This window comes from Escherichia sp. MOD1-EC5990, from assembly GCF_002965285.1.
GTDB classification, from domain to species: Bacteria; Pseudomonadota; Gammaproteobacteria; order Enterobacterales; family Enterobacteriaceae; genus Escherichia; species Escherichia coli_F.
Window position 1 is genome coordinate 119560 of the sequence record NZ_PTRV01000009.1, and the last position, 16381, is coordinate 135940.

Below are 16381 nucleotides of genomic sequence, written 5' to 3' on the forward strand. Positions count from 1 at the left end.
CAATATGTTATGTGATTATTTTGATTTATTTTCACTGCTTATTATCGACGGCTAAACTATTTTTTTGGCTGATACTGATATCGTCTTTAGCCGGGAAACGTCTGGCGGCGCTGTTGGCTAAGTTTGCGGTATTGTTGCGGTGACATGCCGACATATTTGCCGAACGTGCTGTAAAAACGGCTACTCGAACGAAAGCCTGCCGTCAGGGCAATATCGAGAATACTTTTATCGGTATCGCTCAGTAACGCGCGAACGTGGTTGATGCGCATCGCGGTAATGTACTGTTTCATCGTCAATTGCATGACCCGCTGGAATATCCCCATTGCATAGTTGGCGTTAAGTTTGACGTGCTCAGCCACATCGTTGATGGTCAGCGCCTGATCATAGTTTTCGGCAATAAAGCCCAGCATCTGGCTGACATAAAATTGCGCATGGCGCGAGACGCTGTTTTTGTGTGTGCGCGAGGTTTTATTGACCAGAATCGGTTCCCAGCCAGAGAGGCTAAATCGCTTGAGCATCAGGCCAATTTCATCAATGGCGAGCTGGCGAATTTGCTCGTTCGGACTGTTCAATTCCTGCTGCCAGCGGCGCACTTCAAACGGGCTAAGTTGCTGTGTCGCCAGTGATTTGATCACCATGCCGTGAGTGACGTGGTTAATCAGGTCTTTATCCAGCGGCCAGGAGAGAAACAGATGCATCGGCAGATTAAAAATCGCCATGCTCTGACAGGTTCCGGTATCTGTTAGTTGGTGCGGTGTACAGGCCCAGAACAGCGTGATATGTCCCTGATTGATACTCACTTTTTCATTGTTGATCAGGTATTCCACATCGCCATCGAAAGGCACATTCACTTCGACCTGACCATGCCAGTGGCTGGTGGGCATGATATGCGGTGCGCGAAACTCAATCTCCATCCGCTGGTATTCCGAATACAGCGACAGCGGGCTGCGGGTCTGTTTTTCGTCGCTGCTGCACATAAACGTATCTGTATTCATGGATGACTCTCTTTCCTGGAATATCAGAATTATGGCAGGAGTGAGGGAGGATGACTGCGAGTGGGAGCACGGTTTTCGCCCTCTTGCCTGAGGGGCGAAGGGATCATCCGAGTACCATGAGGCCGAAAACTCTGCTTTTCAGCTAATTTATTCCCATAAATTCAGATTTTCTGATGCTTCACACAGGATCTGAGTTTATGGGAATGCTCAGCCTGGAAGCCGGAGGTTTTCTGCAGATTCGCCTGCCATGATGAAGTTATTCAAGCAAGCCAGGAGATCTGCATGATGTCTGCACCCAAAATTACATTTATCGGCGCTGGTTCGACGATTTTCGTTAAAAATATTCTTGGTGATGTGTTCCATCGCGAGGCGCTGAAAACGGCGCATATTGCCCTGATGGACATTGATCCCACCCGCCTGGAAGAGTCGCATATTGTGGTGCGCAAGTTGATGGATTCAGCAGGGGCCAGCGGCAAAATCACCTGCCACACCCAACAGAAAGAAGCCTTACAGGATGCCGATTTTGTCGTGGTGGCATTTCAGATTGGCGGTTATGAACCTTGCACGGTGACTGATTTTGAGGTCTGTAAGCGCCACGGTCTGGAACAAACCATTGCCGATACGTTGGGGCCGGGCGGTATTATGCGCGCGCTACGTACCATTCCTCACCTGTGGCAAATTTGCGAGGACATGACGGAAATCTGCCCCGATGCCACCATGCTCAACTATGTTAACCCAATGGCGATGAATACCTGGGCGATGTATGCCCGTTATCCGCATATCAAACAGGTAGGGCTGTGCCATTCGGTGCAGGGAACGGCGGAAGAGCTGGCGCGTGACCTCAATATCGACCCGGCTACGCTGCGTTACCGTTGTGCGGGTATCAACCATATGGCGTTTTACCTGGAACTGGAGCGCAAAACCGCCGACGGCAGTTACGTGAATCTCTACCCGGAACTGCTGGCGGCTTATGAAGCAGGGCAGGCACCGAAGCCGAATATTCATGGCAATACACGCTGCCAGAATATTGTGCGCTACGAAATGTTCAAAAAGCTGGGCTACTTCGTCACGGAATCGTCAGAACATTTTGCTGAATACACACCGTGGTTTATTAAGCCTGGTCGTGAGGATTTGATTGAGCGTTATAAAGTGCCGCTGGATGAGTACCCGAAACGCTGCGTCGAACAATTGGCAAACTGGCATAAAGAGCTGGAGGAGTATAAGAACGCCTCCCGGATTGATATTAAACCGTCACGGGAATATGCCAGCACAATCATGAACGCTATCTGGACTGGCGAGCCGAGTGTGATTTACGGCAACGTCCGTAACGATGGATTGATTGATAACCTGCCACAAGGATGTTGTGTGGAAGTGGCCTGTTTAGTTGATGCTAATGGCATTCAGCCGACCAAAGTCGGTACGCTACCTTCGCATCTGGCCGCCCTGATGCAAACCAATATCAACGTACAGACGCTGCTGACGGAAGCCATTCTCACAGAAAATCGCGACCGTGTTTACCACGCCGCGATGATGGACCCGCATACTGCCGCCGTGCTGGGCATTGACGAAATATATGCTCTTGTTGACGACCTGATTGCCGCCCACGGCGACTGGCTGCCAGGCTGGTTGCACCGTTAAGAGGTAATCGCTTCCGGCGCTCTGGTGATTAAGCCATAGCGCCGTAGCTGGCGGCAATGAAAGCGAGCAAGGAATATCACCGTCGTTAATGCGCCAAGCAGCGCGCAGAACATATCGGATTGTGTGTCCCATTGGTCGCCCTGGGTACCGAGAAAATCATCCGCTCCCTGACCCATTGCCAGCGCTGCCCACCACTCGATTAATTCATACATCGCGCTTATCGCCAGCGCCACGCAGCAGACCAGGAACGCCACCATTTTACGTCCGCGCACGTACATCCCGCGAACGAGAATTTCTCGTGCCACCAGTGCAGGCACCAGCCCCTGGAAAAAGTGCCCCAGCTTGTCATACGGATTACGACTCAACCCCAGCCATTCCTGCACCTCAAAACCAACGGGGACTTTCGCGTAGGTGTATTGTCCGCCGACCATCAGGATGATGGCGTGAAAGAAAATGAGCGTATAGAGCAGCGGCGTTAACGGATAACGTCTGGCGGTGGCAAGCAGTAGCGGCACGACAATAATCACCGGTGTCACTTCCATCAGCCAGGTGAGTTTGTCATTGGCCGAAATGCCGGTATAAATCAGGATTAACGTTAGCGCCAGTGCGCCGGTGTTAAGAATTAACGGCTTGAGTGTGCGGGTCATGGTGAGTTCGCAAGTCAGGGAAAATACTGACTATTCACCAGCAAGCGTGAAATTACAATCGCAAAAGAGGTGGCCCAGGGGGATCACCTGGCAGCATGCTGCCAGGCGCTGGGCCGAAGAGGTTACTTAGTGCAGTTCGCGCACTGTTTGTTGACGATTTGCTGGAAGAAGTCGTTGCCTTTGTCATCGACCAGGATAAACGCCGGGAAATCTTCTACTTCGATTTTCCAGATAGCTTCCATACCCAGCTCCGGATAAGCGACGCATTCCAGATGCTTGATGCTCTGCTGCGCCAGTACCGCCGCCGGGCCGCCGATACTACCGAGGTAGAAGCCGCCGTGTTTATGACACGCGTCGGTAACCTGCTGACTGCGGTTACCTTTCGCCAGCATGATCATGCTGCCGCCGTGGGATTGCAGCAGATCCACGTAGGAGTCCATACGACCTGCGGTGGTTGGGCCAAGTGAACCTGATGGATAACCGGCAGGCGTTTTCGCCGGACCCGCGTAGTAGATCGGGTGATCTTTGATGTACTGCGGCAGTTCTTTACCGGCGTCAATCAGCTCTTTCAGCTTGGCATGTGCAATATCGCGACCCACGATAATAGTGCCGGTGAGCGACAAGCGGGTGGATACCGGGTATTGCGAAAGCTGGGCGAGGATCTCTTTCATCGGGCGGTTAAGGTCGACTTTCACCGCTTCGCCTTCACCGGCCTGACGCAGTTCTTGTGGAATGTACTGGCCTGGATTGTGTTCCAGTTTTTCGATCCAGATACCTTCGCGGTTGATTTTCGCTTTAATGTTACGGTCAGCGGAGCAGGAGACGCCCATACCTACCGGGCAGGATGCGCCGTGACGTGGCAGACGGATCACGCGGATGTCGTGCGCGAAGTATTTACCGCCAAACTGCGCGCCAAGGCCGAGTTTCTGGGCCTCTTCCAGCAGTTCCTGTTCCAGCTGGACATCGCGGAACGCCTGACCATGTTCGTTCCCTTCGGTCGGCAGTTCATCGTAATAGTGAGCGCTTGCTAACTTGACGGTTTTCAGGTTGGTTTCCGCAGACGTACCGCCAATCACAAACGCGATATGGTACGGCGGGCAGGCTGCAGTACCGAGTGTACGCATTTTCTCGACGAGGAAGTTTTTCAGTTTGCCGGGAGTCAGCAAAGCTTTGGTTTCCTGGTAGAGATACGTTTTATTGGCAGAGCCACCGCCTTTGGCGACGCAGAGGAATTTGTATTCGTCGCCATCTACCGCGTACAGGTCGATTTGCGCAGGCAGGTTCGTGCCGGTGTTGACCTCTTTGTACATGTCCAGCGGCGCGTTTTGTGAGTAACGCAGGTTATCTTCGATATAGGTGTTATAGACACCTTTCGACAGCGCTTCTTCATCGCCGCCACCGGTCCACACGCGCTGACCTTTTTTACCGACGATGATCGCGGTGCCGGTGTCCTGGCAGGTCGGCAGCACGCCTTTGGCGGCGATTTCTGAGTTTCTTAAGAATTGCAGCGCCACGTACTTGTCGTTTTCGCTGGCTTCTGGATCTTGAAGAATAGCCGCGACCTGTTTCTGGTGTGCCGGGCGGAGCATGAAAGAAGCGTCGTGAAAGGCTTGCTGCGCCAGCAAGGTCAGGGCTTCTGGTTCCACTTTCAGGATGGTTTCGCCGTCGAAGTCGGCAACGCTAACGTAATCGGACGTGAGTAGATAGTATTCGGTATTGTCTTTCCCCATCGGGAAAGGTGCCTGGTAGATAAAGGGTTTGTTTGACATAGCTTCCAGCCTATAACTCTGTATTTGTTATTCGAAAATGGCGTGCCGCGCAGTCACGGGCGGCACGCAAAGTGCATTTATAAGAACCCGTACATCGCAGCGAAGATCCAGCCGAAGACGCACGATACGCTCACACCAATCAACCCCGGCAGAATAAAGCTGTGGTTGATGACGAAGCGACCGATGTGGGTGGTGCCGGAACGGTCAAACTGAATCGCTGCCAGGTCGCTCGGATAAGTCGGCAGGATGTAATAACCATAGCAAGCCGGTGCTGAAGCCACGATGTATGCCGGGTCAACGCCGATCGCCAGCGCGACCGGAACAATCGCCGCTAGCGCCGCGGCCTGAGAGTTTACAAACTTGGAAACCAGCAGCAGAACAATGGCATAGGCCCACGGATACTCTTTCACCATTTCACCCAGTACGCCCTGAATTTCAGACATATGCGCACCGAACATGGTTTCCGCCATCCATGCGATACCGTACACCGCCACGATGGCGATCATACCGGAACGGAAGACTTCGTTTTTTGAGATAGACGCGGGATTGGTTTTGGTCAGGATAATAATCAGCGCCCCGGTTAGCAGCATAAACATCTGAATAACCAGTACCATCGACAGCGGTTTGCCACCGAAGGATGGACGCAGGTCCGAATCAGCACCAAGAAGTGCAACTACAGCGATTGCCCCGAGGAAGATCCACATTGCTAGCCAGTTGCTTTTCGGCAGTTTTTTATCCAGCAGCGTCGCGGTATCACCGTAAACATACTCACGGTTTTCCGGTACGGAGATGAATTTCTGGAACTCTTCATCTTTATCCAGATCTTTACCGCGGAACCAGCTGAAGATACCGATCGCCAGGATACCGATTAACGTCGATGGAATGGTGATTGCCAGCAGGTCGAGGAACTCAAGATGGCGACCATCAAAGGTGACATTACCCAGCATCGCAACCAGAGATACAACCGCAACCGACACTGGGCTTGCGATAATCCCCATCTGTGCACCGATAGAACTTGCCGCCATCGGACGTTCCGGACGGATGTTGTTCTTAATAGCAACGTCGTAGATGATCGGCAGAATGGTGTAAACCACATGACCCGTACCGCAAAGAATGGTCAGCGTACAGGTCACAAACGGCGCGACAATGGAGACATATTTCGGGTTACGGCGCAGCAGCTTCTCGGCAATTTGCAGCATGACATCAAGACCGCCCGAAGCTTGCAAGGTCGCCGATGCCGCCACCACCGCAATGATAACCAGCATGACATCAACCGGTGGTTTACCTGGCTGAAGGTGGAAGACAAAGACCAGAATGACCAGGCCGATACCGCCTAATAAACCCAGCGCGATACCGCCCTTTCTGGCACCATAAAACAGACATATCAGTATTATGATAAGTTGGATAGTAAATAACATGTGTAAACCCTCGCGATAATCCTATTTAAATTTTTGCTGAATAGATCACAGTCACGTTCTGTTTTGTATGAACTGTTTTCAGAGCTTGACTAAATATCCGTTTGGTCGTTACCGGCTTGAGTAAATACCTCACAGTGAATATTGGCTGATTAAAGCAGCGGCAAATTTATGCACTGTGATAAGCGGTTTTTTCAGAGAGAAATACTCTCTGGCGATGGGTTTATAGTTTGTACTACGCAGATGTTAATGTTTTGTTTGCTGCTATCTTATTGATACTTATCGGTATATTTTTTGTTCTCAGGGTAGGTATCATCAGGTTTATAGATTATTCTTAACTACCCATTTGTGGGTAAAAATACACATAATGCGGGCGACATAATAGTTAATTAACTTTTGTTAGCGTTTTGAAATTAAAAACACCGTTCATCCGAAGAGATATTAATTTTCAGCGGTGAGAGAGGGGGAATTATATTTGATCTGGCACAAGTTTTACTGATGAACGATGTAACTTGTGCCAGGGGTATTTTGCATTACTGTAATAATTATTACTTACAGATAACCGTGATCGTTATTGGCAATATTGTTTAAGTAGTGAGTAATGTTCTGCCTGAATACGATAACGATAAACCGGACGACCTGTGACGCCATAATGGATACTGGTGAACAAGATGTGGCAGTTGACCAGCCAGATGAGATATTTACGGCAGGAAACACGCGAGATGTTAACCTCATTAGCCAGCTCGTCGGTTGAAAACTCATAGTCCTGATGCGCGTCAATCCACTGGCACAGCGTGCGTAACGTCTGTGGTGTTAAGCCTTTTGGCAAGCGACGAGGATCTTGCTCGTTGGAGCTGCTGCCGTGGATTAGCTGATCAAGCTCGGCCTGGTCATAATACTGATGTTTTTCCAGCGCCATTTTCTTTTGCCGCCAGCCGGTGAGCGCCTCTTCAAAGCGGGTAGCCTGGAAGGGTTTGATCAGGTAATCCACGACTCCGTAATGCAGCGAATCTTTAATGGTTGCGGCATCGGCAGCGGAAGAGATAACAATCACATCACTTTTGCAACGCGCATTATGCAGAACAGGCAGTAAATCGAGCCCGTTCTCTTTTTGCATATAGATATCGAGCAATATCAGGTCGATAGGCGTATCGCTATTGAAGATAATCTCTTTGGCTTTCTCCAGCGTCGAGGCCGTTCCACAGCATTGAAAGCCTGGGATTTGTGCCACGTATCGGCGATTCAGCTCCGCGACCATTGCGTCGTCATCGATAATTAATACATTGATCATCTGTTCGACCTCTCCCCGTCCCAGGGTATCTGGACAAAAAATTGTGTGAAAATCCCGGGTTCCGATTCCACGGCGATGCTGCCGCCGAGATTTTCTACCTGTTGTTTGACAAGTGCTAAACCGACGCCTCGCTCGCTTCCTTTTGTCGAGACACCTTTGTCAAAAATGTGATCGATTTTGTCGGGTGCGATCCCCGGTCCATCATCGTTAACTTCACAGTGCAGCCAGCCGTGACGGTAGTGCAATGTTACGCTAATTTCGCCACCGGGTTCCGGCCCTAATGCTTCCAGCGCGTTTTCTATCAGATTTCCCAACGTGGTAATCAGCGTCGCGACCTGGTCCTCACTGCCGCTGTCTGGCAGCTGGCTTTCACTGTTTAAAATCAGCGTATGGCCTAAATCGGTCGCGCGGTTAATCTTGCTGATTAAAAAACCAGCGATAACCGGAGATTTGATCTTACCCAGCAGAGAGCCAATCTCTTCCTGATAGTTATTGGCTGTTTTGAGAATGTAATCTTCCAACTGCTTATAACTCTTCAGATGCAATAATCCGAGAATCACATGCAATTTATTCATAAATTCGTGGGATCGTTCACGAAGTGCGTCAGCATAGTTGACCAGACCGTCGAGTCGCTGCATCAGTTTACGTACTTCAGTTTTGTCCCTGAAGGTTGAAATGGCACCGATGATAACGCCATTACTGCGCACCGGAACGGTGTTGATCAGTAATAGCCGGTCTTTAATCGTAATCTCTTCGTCGCGCCGCGGGGTACCGTCGCGTAACACTTCCGAGACATCTACCACCTGTGACCACGAGTGGCTTAGCGTCGACAGTTTCTCATCGTCCTGCGACTTACGGTAATTCAGCAATTCTTGTGCGGCATCGTTGATCAGCGTGACCTCGCCGCGATCGTCCACGGCAACGACGCCTTCTTTGATCGACTGCAACATGGCCTGGCGTTGCTCAAACAGCGTGGAGATTTCGTAGGGTTCCAGGCCGAAAAGGATTTTTTTCAGTACCTTAACCAGAATGCAGGTGCCAATCAGCCCGACCAGCATGCCAAATAATACCGACCAGATGATGCTCCAGCGACTGTCATTGATCTGTTGGGTCACGCGACTTAACTCAAGGCCGATCGCCACCACGCCAATTTGTTTATGATTTTCATCGTAGATGGGGGTAAATACGCGTAAAGCCTGCGCCAGAAAACCGCGATTGATAGCGACATTTTCTTCGCCATTCAGCGCTTTAAGGATGTCATCACCTTTAAATGGCTGACCAATACGCTGGGCTTCAGGATGCGAGTAGCGAAGACTTTGCATATCGGTAACGACAATAAACAGCAGATCGTTGCGTTTGCGCACGGCTTCCGCGATGGCCTGGATGCCGCTCTCCTGCGGTTTTTTCTGCAAGCCCTGACGGATTTCCGGCGAGTCGGCGAGAGTACGCGCCACTGCCAGTGCCTTGTTGGCTAGCCCGTCTCGCGTCATATCACTGATTTGCGAGAAGTAAATCAGATGCACCACCAATAGCACCGAGAACAGTACCGCGCTGACCATTAAGATCACAGTGGTACTCAACTTCATCGGACGTTTGCGTAACATACGGTAGGGCAATGAATGTCTCATCAGCTTCCTTGTGTGACAAATTTCTTAAGCATTATCTCTGATGAGGCGGGTAATTCAAAGGGAGTAAGAATGATTGGCTATATAGGGGAAGAGACTCTGGCAACGGAAACTGCCAGTGCTGTATGAAGATTCCGGGGCTATGCTTATAGTGAAAACCATACTGATGAGAGAGGGAAGGTCATGGATCAGGCGCTACTGGACGGGGGTTATCGCTGTTATACCGGCGAAAAGATCGATGTCTATTTCAACACTGCAATATGTCAGCATTCTGGCAATTGCGTACGTGGCAACGGCAAGTTATTTAATCTCAAACGTAAGCCGTGGATCATGCCGGATGAAGTTGATGTCACCACTGTAATGAAAGTGATTGATATGTGCCCGAGCGGCGCGCTGAAATACCGTCATAAATAAGCGAGGGTAAAATGGAAATACGCGAAGGCCACAATAAATTTTACATTAATGACGAACAAGGCAAGCAAATCGCTGAAATTGTCTTTGTGCCGACCGGCGAGAATTTAGCGATTATCGAACATACCGATGTCGATGAAAGCCTGAAAGGGCAAGGAATTGGTAAACAGCTGGTTGCGAAAGTCGTGGAAAAAATGCGTCGGGAAAAACGAAAAATTATCCCATTATGCCCATTTGCGAAACACGAATTTGATAAAACGCGGGAGTATGATGATATTCGCAGTTGATGGGAGAGTACAGAGTCACGATATTTTTCATGCTCTCCGCGGGGTGATGCAGGAGAGCATCTGAAGGGTAGGGGGATGCACAAAGAATGGTCAGAGAGAGCGTTTTCTTGTCCCAAGTCATCCCCTTTACTGAGCAAAAAAAAAAGAATATCTCCTATATGAGAATCATCGATCGGGGTTAATAAGTTGTGCGTCCCCAGAGCGTTTAATATTGATAGGAGTCATATTATGGAAGGTAAAAACAAGTTCAATACTTATGTTGTTTCTTTTGATTATCCATCATCTTATTCCTCAGTGTTCTTAAGGTTAAGATCATTGATGTATGATATGAATTTCTCCTCTATCGTGGCTGATGAATATGGGATACCACGACAATTGAATGAAAATTCCTTCGCAATAACGACATCGTTAGCCGCAAGTGAAATCGAAGATTTAATCAGGCTCAAATGCTTAGACTTACCGGATATTGATTTTGACCTCAACATTATGACCGTTGATGACTATTTCCGTCAGTTTTACAAGTAGTCAGGAAGGATAAGAAGAACATAAAAAATGGCACTATTCTCTAAAATATTAATTTTTTATGTGATTGGTGTGAACATATCCTTTGTCATTATCTGGTTTATCTCACATGAGAAAACACATATTCGTTTACTTAGTGCATTCCTGGTCGGAATAACCTGGCCAATGAGCCTGCCTGTGGCATTACTTTTTTCTCTCTTTTAGGAGCTGTAGTTGAGTGGACCCGCTGGTTATCTTGAAACGAAGCGTCTCTCCTCAAAACTGGATTTGTGGAACGACGAACGAAGCAGTCGTCTGACTGCTTCGTTCGTTAAAATGAAATTTATTTCTGTGGACGCATCGCCGGGAAGAGAATAACGTCGCGAATAGTATGACTGTTAGTAAACAGCATAATCATTCGGTCGATACCAATACCCAGACCCGCGGTTGGCGGCAGACCATATTCCAGCGCAGTCACGTAATCTTCGTCATAGAACATGGCTTCGTCGTCACCTGCAGCTTTAGCGTTAACCTGTTCCTGGAAACGTTCCGCCTGATCTTCTGCGTCGTTTAATTCGCTAAAACCATTACCAATTTCACGACCACCGATAAAGAATTCAAAACGGTCGGTGATTTCCGGGTTAACATCATTACGGCGCGCCAGCGGTGACACTTCTGCCGGATATTCCGTAATAAAGGTTGGCTGAATCAGATGTGCTTCTGCCACTTCATCAAAGATCTCCGTGACAATGCGTCCCAGCCCCCAGCTTTTCTCTACCGTAATTCCGATAGATTCAGCTAATGCTTTAGCAGCATCAAAATTATCCAGGTCCGCCATATCGGTTTCTGGACGATATTTTTTGATTGCTTCGCGCATGGTGAGTTTTTCAAACGGTTTGCCGAAATCAAACACATGCTCGCCATAAGTGACTTTAGTGGTACCCAGTACCTCTTGTGCCAGAGTGCGGAACAGTGATTCCGTCAGTTCAATCAAATCGTGGTAATCCGCATACGCCATGTAGAGTTCCATCATCGTGAACTCAGGATTATGACGAACAGAAATACCTTCATTACGGAAGTTACGGTTGATTTCGAATACCCGTTCAAAACCACCTACAACCAGACGTTTCAGATACAGCTCCGGCGCAATACGCAGGTACATATCCAAATCCAGAGCATTATGATGGGTAATAAACGGGCGAGCAGATGCCCCACCTGGAATTACCTGCATCATTGGGGTTTCTACTTCCATAAAACCGCGAGCGACCATGAACTGACGGATAGCGGCCAGAATTTTTGAACGGACAACAAACGTTTGACGGGATTTATCGTTAGCGATGAGGTCCAGATAACGTTGACGATAACGGACTTCCTGATCCTGTAAGCCATGGAATTTATCCGGCAATGGACGCAGTGCCTTAGTCAGCAGGCGTAACTCAGTACAGTGAATGGAAAGCTCACCCGTTTGCGTCTTAAACAGCGTACCGCGGGCACCGATAATGTCGCCGAGGTCCCATTTTTTAAACTGATCGTTATAAACACCTTCTGGCAGGCTATCTCGTGCAACGTACAGTTGAATACGGCCACCGACATCCTGCAACGTTACAAAGGAGGCTTTCCCCATGATACGACGGGTCATCATTCGACCAGCAACCGAGACTTCAATGTTTAAGGATTCCAGTTCCTGGTTATCCTTCGCATCAAACTCTTCGTGCAACTGGTCAGAGGTATGGTCGCGGCGAAAATCATTAGGAAACGCCACACCTTGCTGACGCAGTGCCGCCAGTTTTTCGCGGCGATTTCTCAGTTCATCGTTAAAATCAATAGCCTCATTGGCTCCCCGTGTTTCTCGTTCAGACATTTTGGTTCCTCTAAATCCAGCTTTCAATTTAGCGTAGATAAAGAGACAGATCGGTACACTGTATTATCTGCCTCGACTATTAATAACTCAGTTTATCTTATCGAAACTAACGCTTACCTCAAGTTGATATCACTAATAAATAACCATCAAAATGGTTTAAATGACTTATTAATCTCGATTTATTAGTGTGATAAACTGAAAGTTAATTTATTCATAACCAATTGTTTTTACGACAGTTAATCGTTGCTCTCCTGTATCATATTCGTCGGCGTGCTAAACAGAAAACGGGTAGCAAAGGCCAATACCACGATGATCGCGACACAAGCCAACGTCCACTCTCCCATCTGAGAAAAGAATCGCTGGTAAGCGGCAATTGCCATACCGCTAATTTGCGACTCTGTCGTCTGCTGTGCCACGACGCCTGCCAGCCAGTTGGCAACCGCGCCTGTTGCCAGCATATAAATACCGGTTAATACGCCAGACATTTTCAGACGCGTGATTTGCGCAATCGCCACCGGGTCAATAAAGAGTTCGGCAAAGCCCATTAGCGCCAGCCCGGATATCATCACGCCCATTGACGCTTGACCGCCGGCCGCTGCATGTCGGGCATCAAATGCCAGCAACATAAAGCCACAAGCCATCAGCAGTAAGCCAAAGGCAAACTTCAGCCAGACGCGCAATGCTGAATTGCCGCGGCTTTCTGGCGACGCCAGCCAGGCCAGAACAACCCCAGCGAGCATCACCGCAATGGCATTCACCGACTGGAATAGCGCAGTCGGCACTTCAATATTGAATGCCTGACGATTCACAAAGCGATCGATAAACAAGCTGATGGTACTGCCGCCCTGTTGTGCCAGTACCCAGAACAACGTTCCGACAAGCATCAACAATACTATTTGCCAAAGAGCACGACGGTGTTCGGGGTATTTGATCATCATGCGGGCAATGATTTGTGCAGCAATAAGGCAAACGATCGCCAGCAAATATCCGGACCAGTCGTTCTCCAGCAGTAGGGTAAAAAATACTGGGGCTAAACAGAGCATCACCACTAACCAGCTCCATACCGGTAAGGCAAATTTCACGCGAGTGAGCGCTTTTTTATCCATACTACGCGTGGACTGGAAATGACGATGACCGCTTAAGAAAATCAACAAACCGATAAACATGCCGCCACCCGCAAGGGCAAAGCCAACATGCCATCCATACCACTGAGCAGCCAGGCCGCAGGCGATGGGGGCTGCGATAGAACCGATATTGCCCGCAGCATACAGCAGCGAAAAACCGCCATCACGTCGATGATCGTTCTCGTCGTAGAGCTCGCCAAGCAAACAGCTGATGTTTGATTTGAATAAACCGTAGCCACAAATAATGATTGCCAGCGCCAGATACAGGCTAAAGGTTGAATTTGTATCAATGCCCAGCACTACATGGCCAAGGGTCATTAACAGCGCGCCGGCAATTACCGCAGTACGATTGCCGAGCAGGCGGTCGGCAAGCCAGCCGCCGAGAATAGGGGTAACGTAAACCAGAGATGCATATGCGCTGAACAGGCTGATGGCATGGTTATCATCAAAACCAAGCTGATGGGTGAGATAGAGAATGAGTAAGGCACGCATGCCGTAAAAACTGAAGTACTCCCAGATTTGGATCGCCACGATATAGTATATCGCGCGCGGCTGTGAGGGTGTTTTCATGTGTTCTCCTTACGAGCGAAAAAGGGAAGTGGCAAGCCACTTCCCTTGTACGAGCTAATTATTTTTTGCTTTCGTCTTTCAATACCTTAACGGTATAGCGACCATCAGCCTGACGGTATGCACCGTGAATATCGGTTTCAAAGCCCGGATAGTGAGCGCCGATTTCACACAGCATCTGCAGGAACTCCAGCACCGGACGGCTTTCTTCGGTGATCATTTCACCCGGCATTACCAGAGGAACTCCCGGCGGATACGGAAGGATCATATTGGCGTTAATACGACCTACCATTTCGTCGAGGTAAACTTCTTCGGTCATACCGTGCAGCTCTTTCTGGAACGCAGCATACGGAGTCATTACCATTGTCGGCAGCACTTCAAATGCGCGATACATCAGATCCGGCAGATTGTGGTGAACAATCAGTTTGTGGATATTCTGAGCCAGTTCCTGAATACGCATATCTTCATAGAATTCAGGATCTTCACGATACAGAGACGGCAGCATGTTTTTCACACGCAGGTTCAGGTCGAACGCACGTTTGAAGTCAGTCAGAGCACGCAGCAGGCTCAATGCTTTGGTCTTATCAATACCGATGCTGAACAGGAACAGCAGGTTATACGGGCCGGTTTTCTCAACAACGATGCCATGTTCGTCGAGGTATTTCGCCACGATGCTGGCCGGAATACCAAAGTCGCTCATGGTGCCGTCTTTTTCCATCCCCGGGGTCAGCAGGGTGACTTTAATCGGGTCAAGATACATGTGCTCATTGTCGATGTTCTTGAAGCCGTGCCAGGAGCTGTCAGAACGCAGCGGCCAGCATTCAGTGGTATCGATATGATCCGGCTGCCATACATCAAAGAACCAGCCATCAGATTCCGTTCTCAGGCGTTTGATCTCTTTACGGAACTTGATCGCACGTTCAATGGAACCGTTGATCAGACGCTTACCAGCATTACCTTTCATCATCGCCGCAGCGGTTTCAGTGGACGCCACGATACCGTAGTGCGGAGAAGTGGTGGTGTGCATCATGTAGGCTTCGTTAAAGGTTTCTTCGTTTACATCACCTTTAACGTGGATCATGGAAGCCTGAGAGAACGCCGCCAGCAGTTTGTGAGTAGACTGGGTTTCGTAAATCACTTTCCCTTCTACACGGCCACCGCTCATACCGCATTTACCTTCGTAAATCGGTGAGAAGTTGGTGTAAGGCACCCACGCGGAGTCAAAGTGGATGGATTTTACATCCAGTGTTTTCTTGATGAAGTCGGTGTTGTACAGCAGGCCATCATAGGTAGAGTTAGTAATTACGGCATGTACCGGCCAGGTCGCGTTTGGTGTTTCTTTCACGCGCTTAGCAATGGTAGCGTGCTGGAATTCACTCTGTGGGATACCACCAAGAATACCGTAAGCGTTACGGGTCGGGCGGAAATAGATTGGCGTAACATCGCTCATCATCATCAGGTGGGTCAGCGATTTGTGGCAGTTACGGTCAATCAGAATGGTGCTGCCTGCCGGAGCAGAGTACATACCAACAATTTTGTTCGCAGTGGAAGTACCGTTGGTCACCATGTAGCTGCGGTCTGCGTTAAAGACGCGAGCGATATACTGTTCTGCTTCTTTGTGTGGACCACTGTGATCCAGCAGAGAACCCAGTTCAGATACTGAAATGGAAATATCAGATTTCATGGTGTTCGGACCAAAGAAATCATAGAACAGGCTACCTACCGGGCTTTTCTGGAATGCAGTACCGCCCATATGACCAGGAGTACAGAAAGTATATTTACCTTCACGAACATATTTAAACAGTGCTTTGGTCAGCGGAGGCAGAATAGTGTTGATATATTCGTCAGTGGTCTGCTTGATCTTGTTAGCAATATCATCAGCAGCACCCAGCGCATATTCAAAGAAGCTAATCTGTAAACGCAGGTCATTCAGGCTGACATCGAGAGTGGAATACGTATTAGCGAACGCGTACAACGGCAGGTTCTCGTTCATTTTGCTAATTTCTTCGCACAGCTCGAGATTATATTTATCCCAGTCAAAAATAACACCGCACAGACGCGCATTGTTTTCGATCAGTTTTAATAAGTCGTCACGGTCATTCGGGTAAACAATCTGGAAGTTCAGACGTTCAAGCGCGCGATGAAGTTCACGGATGGGTTCTTCTTTAAAATAAACCCCCATGTGATTCAATATTGCAATAACGTTCATAGTCATATCTCCAGGTAAAAAAGGCCCCTCCCAACACATGG

The 16381-nt window shown here is 49.0% G+C and carries 14 protein-coding genes; 5 read left to right on the forward strand and 9 right to left on the reverse strand.

Annotation, left to right across the window (positions count from 1 at the left end):
• Positions 1-86 precede the first annotated feature (86 nt).
• The gene (gene melR / locus BEB42_RS12880; RefSeq protein ID WP_255756424.1) at positions 87-1019 is read right to left on the reverse strand and encodes a transcriptional regulator MelR; all 933 of its coding nucleotides are present in this window, start codon (positions 1017-1019) and stop codon (positions 87-89) included.
• 258 nt (positions 1020-1277) lie between these two features.
• On the opposite strand from melR, the gene melA reads away from it, so the two are divergent.
• Complete coding sequence (gene melA / locus BEB42_RS12890; RefSeq protein WP_032304332.1) at positions 1278-2633, forward strand: alpha-galactosidase; 1356 nt, start codon at positions 1278-1280, stop codon at positions 2631-2633.
• Here the strand turns inward: melA and BEB42_RS12895 are convergent.
• The 5 genes from BEB42_RS12895 to BEB42_RS12920 form a co-directional block, all read right to left on the reverse strand.
• Complete coding sequence (locus BEB42_RS12895) at positions 2630-3280, reverse strand: DUF2238 domain-containing protein (protein ID WP_000198767.1); 651 nt, start codon at positions 3278-3280, stop codon at positions 2630-2632. The genes melA and BEB42_RS12895 overlap by 4 nt on opposite strands.
• A gap of 122 nt (positions 3281-3402) precedes the next feature.
• Complete coding sequence (gene fumB, locus BEB42_RS12900; RefSeq protein ID WP_000066710.1) at positions 3403-5049, reverse strand: class I fumarate hydratase; 1647 nt, start codon at positions 5047-5049, stop codon at positions 3403-3405.
• A 77-nt stretch (positions 5050-5126) separates the two neighbouring features.
• Positions 5127-6467, reverse strand: coding sequence for an anaerobic C4-dicarboxylate transporter DcuB (gene dcuB / locus BEB42_RS12905; RefSeq protein WP_000899522.1), 1341 nt, complete (start codon positions 6465-6467; stop codon positions 5127-5129).
• A gap of 568 nt (positions 6468-7035) precedes the next feature.
• The gene (gene dcuR, locus BEB42_RS12915) at positions 7036-7755 is read right to left on the reverse strand and encodes a two-component system response regulator DcuR (RefSeq protein ID WP_000611290.1); all 720 of its coding nucleotides are present in this window, start codon (positions 7753-7755) and stop codon (positions 7036-7038) included.
• Positions 7752-9383, reverse strand: coding sequence for a sensor histidine kinase (locus BEB42_RS12920; RefSeq protein WP_001216477.1), 1632 nt, complete (start codon positions 9381-9383; stop codon positions 7752-7754). Before BEB42_RS12920 ends, dcuR begins: the two co-directional genes overlap by 4 nt.
• A gap of 180 nt (positions 9384-9563) precedes the next feature.
• Here BEB42_RS12920 and yjdI point away from each other — a divergent pair, with 180 nt between their 5' ends.
• The 4 genes from yjdI to ghoT all read left to right on the forward strand — a co-directional run bounded on the left by yjdI (position 9564) and on the right by ghoT (position 10804).
• Complete coding sequence (gene yjdI / locus BEB42_RS12925; RefSeq protein ID WP_000371708.1) at positions 9564-9794, forward strand: 4Fe-4S mono-cluster protein YjdI; 231 nt, start codon at positions 9564-9566, stop codon at positions 9792-9794.
• 11 nt (positions 9795-9805) lie between these two features.
• Entirely contained in the window at positions 9806-10078 is a 273-nt protein-coding gene (locus BEB42_RS12930; RefSeq protein ID WP_000405647.1) for a GNAT family N-acetyltransferase, read from the forward strand.
• 228 nt (positions 10079-10306) lie between these two features.
• Positions 10307-10603, forward strand: coding sequence for a type V toxin-antitoxin system endoribonuclease antitoxin GhoS (gene ghoS / locus BEB42_RS12935; protein WP_000398619.1), 297 nt, complete (start codon positions 10307-10309; stop codon positions 10601-10603).
• 27 nt (positions 10604-10630) lie between these two features.
• A complete protein-coding gene (gene ghoT / locus BEB42_RS12940; protein WP_001173343.1) occupies positions 10631-10804 on the forward strand; it encodes a type V toxin-antitoxin system toxin GhoT in 174 nt (57 codons plus the stop codon).
• 118 nt (positions 10805-10922) lie between these two features.
• On the opposite strand, the gene lysS is transcribed toward ghoT, so the two are convergent.
• From lysS to cadA, 3 genes are all read right to left on the reverse strand, one after another.
• Positions 10923-12440 (reverse strand): lysine--tRNA ligase, encoded by a 1518-nt coding sequence (gene lysS / locus BEB42_RS12945; RefSeq protein WP_000003806.1) that lies wholly within the window; start codon positions 12438-12440, stop codon positions 10923-10925.
• Positions 12441-12676: 236 nt separating this feature from the next.
• Positions 12677-14134: a dipeptide/tripeptide permease DtpC gene (gene dtpC, locus BEB42_RS12950; RefSeq protein WP_000856812.1), complete on the reverse strand. Its 1458-nt coding sequence runs from the start codon at positions 14132-14134 to the stop codon at positions 12677-12679.
• A 58-nt stretch (positions 14135-14192) separates the two neighbouring features.
• Complete coding sequence (cadA, locus tag BEB42_RS12955; protein WP_001353520.1) at positions 14193-16340, reverse strand: lysine decarboxylase CadA; 2148 nt, start codon at positions 16338-16340, stop codon at positions 14193-14195.
• Positions 16341-16381 lie beyond the last annotated feature (41 nt).

Coding starts and splice junctions, on each gene's coding strand:
- dcuR (WP_000611290.1), bottom strand. CDS start 7,755: ATGATCAATGTATTAATTATCGATGACGACGCAATGGTCGCGGAGCTG.
- fumB (WP_000066710.1), bottom strand. CDS start 5,049: ATGTCAAACAAACCCTTTATCTACCAGGCACCTTTCCCGATGGGGAAA.
- melA (WP_032304332.1), top strand. CDS start 1,278: ATGATGTCTGCACCCAAAATTACATTTATCGGCGCTGGTTCGACGATT.
- dcuB (WP_000899522.1), bottom strand. CDS start 6,467: ATGTTATTTACTATCCAACTTATCATAATACTGATATGTCTGTTTTAT.
- lysS (WP_000003806.1), bottom strand. CDS start 12,440: ATGTCTGAACGAGAAACACGGGGAGCCAATGAGGCTATTGATTTTAAC.
- cadA (WP_001353520.1), bottom strand. CDS start 16,340: ATGAACGTTATTGCAATATTGAATCACATGGGGGTTTATTTTAAAGAA.
- BEB42_RS12930 (WP_000405647.1), top strand. CDS start 9,806: ATGGAAATACGCGAAGGCCACAATAAATTTTACATTAATGACGAACAA.
- BEB42_RS12920 (WP_001216477.1), bottom strand. CDS start 9,383: ATGAGACATTCATTGCCCTACCGTATGTTACGCAAACGTCCGATGAAG.
- ghoT (WP_001173343.1), top strand. CDS start 10,631: ATGGCACTATTCTCTAAAATATTAATTTTTTATGTGATTGGTGTGAAC.
- dtpC (WP_000856812.1), bottom strand. CDS start 14,134: ATGAAAACACCCTCACAGCCGCGCGCGATATACTATATCGTGGCGATC.
- yjdI (WP_000371708.1), top strand. CDS start 9,564: ATGGATCAGGCGCTACTGGACGGGGGTTATCGCTGTTATACCGGCGAA.
- ghoS (WP_000398619.1), top strand. CDS start 10,307: ATGGAAGGTAAAAACAAGTTCAATACTTATGTTGTTTCTTTTGATTAT.
- BEB42_RS12895 (WP_000198767.1), bottom strand. CDS start 3,280: ATGACCCGCACACTCAAGCCGTTAATTCTTAACACCGGCGCACTGGCG.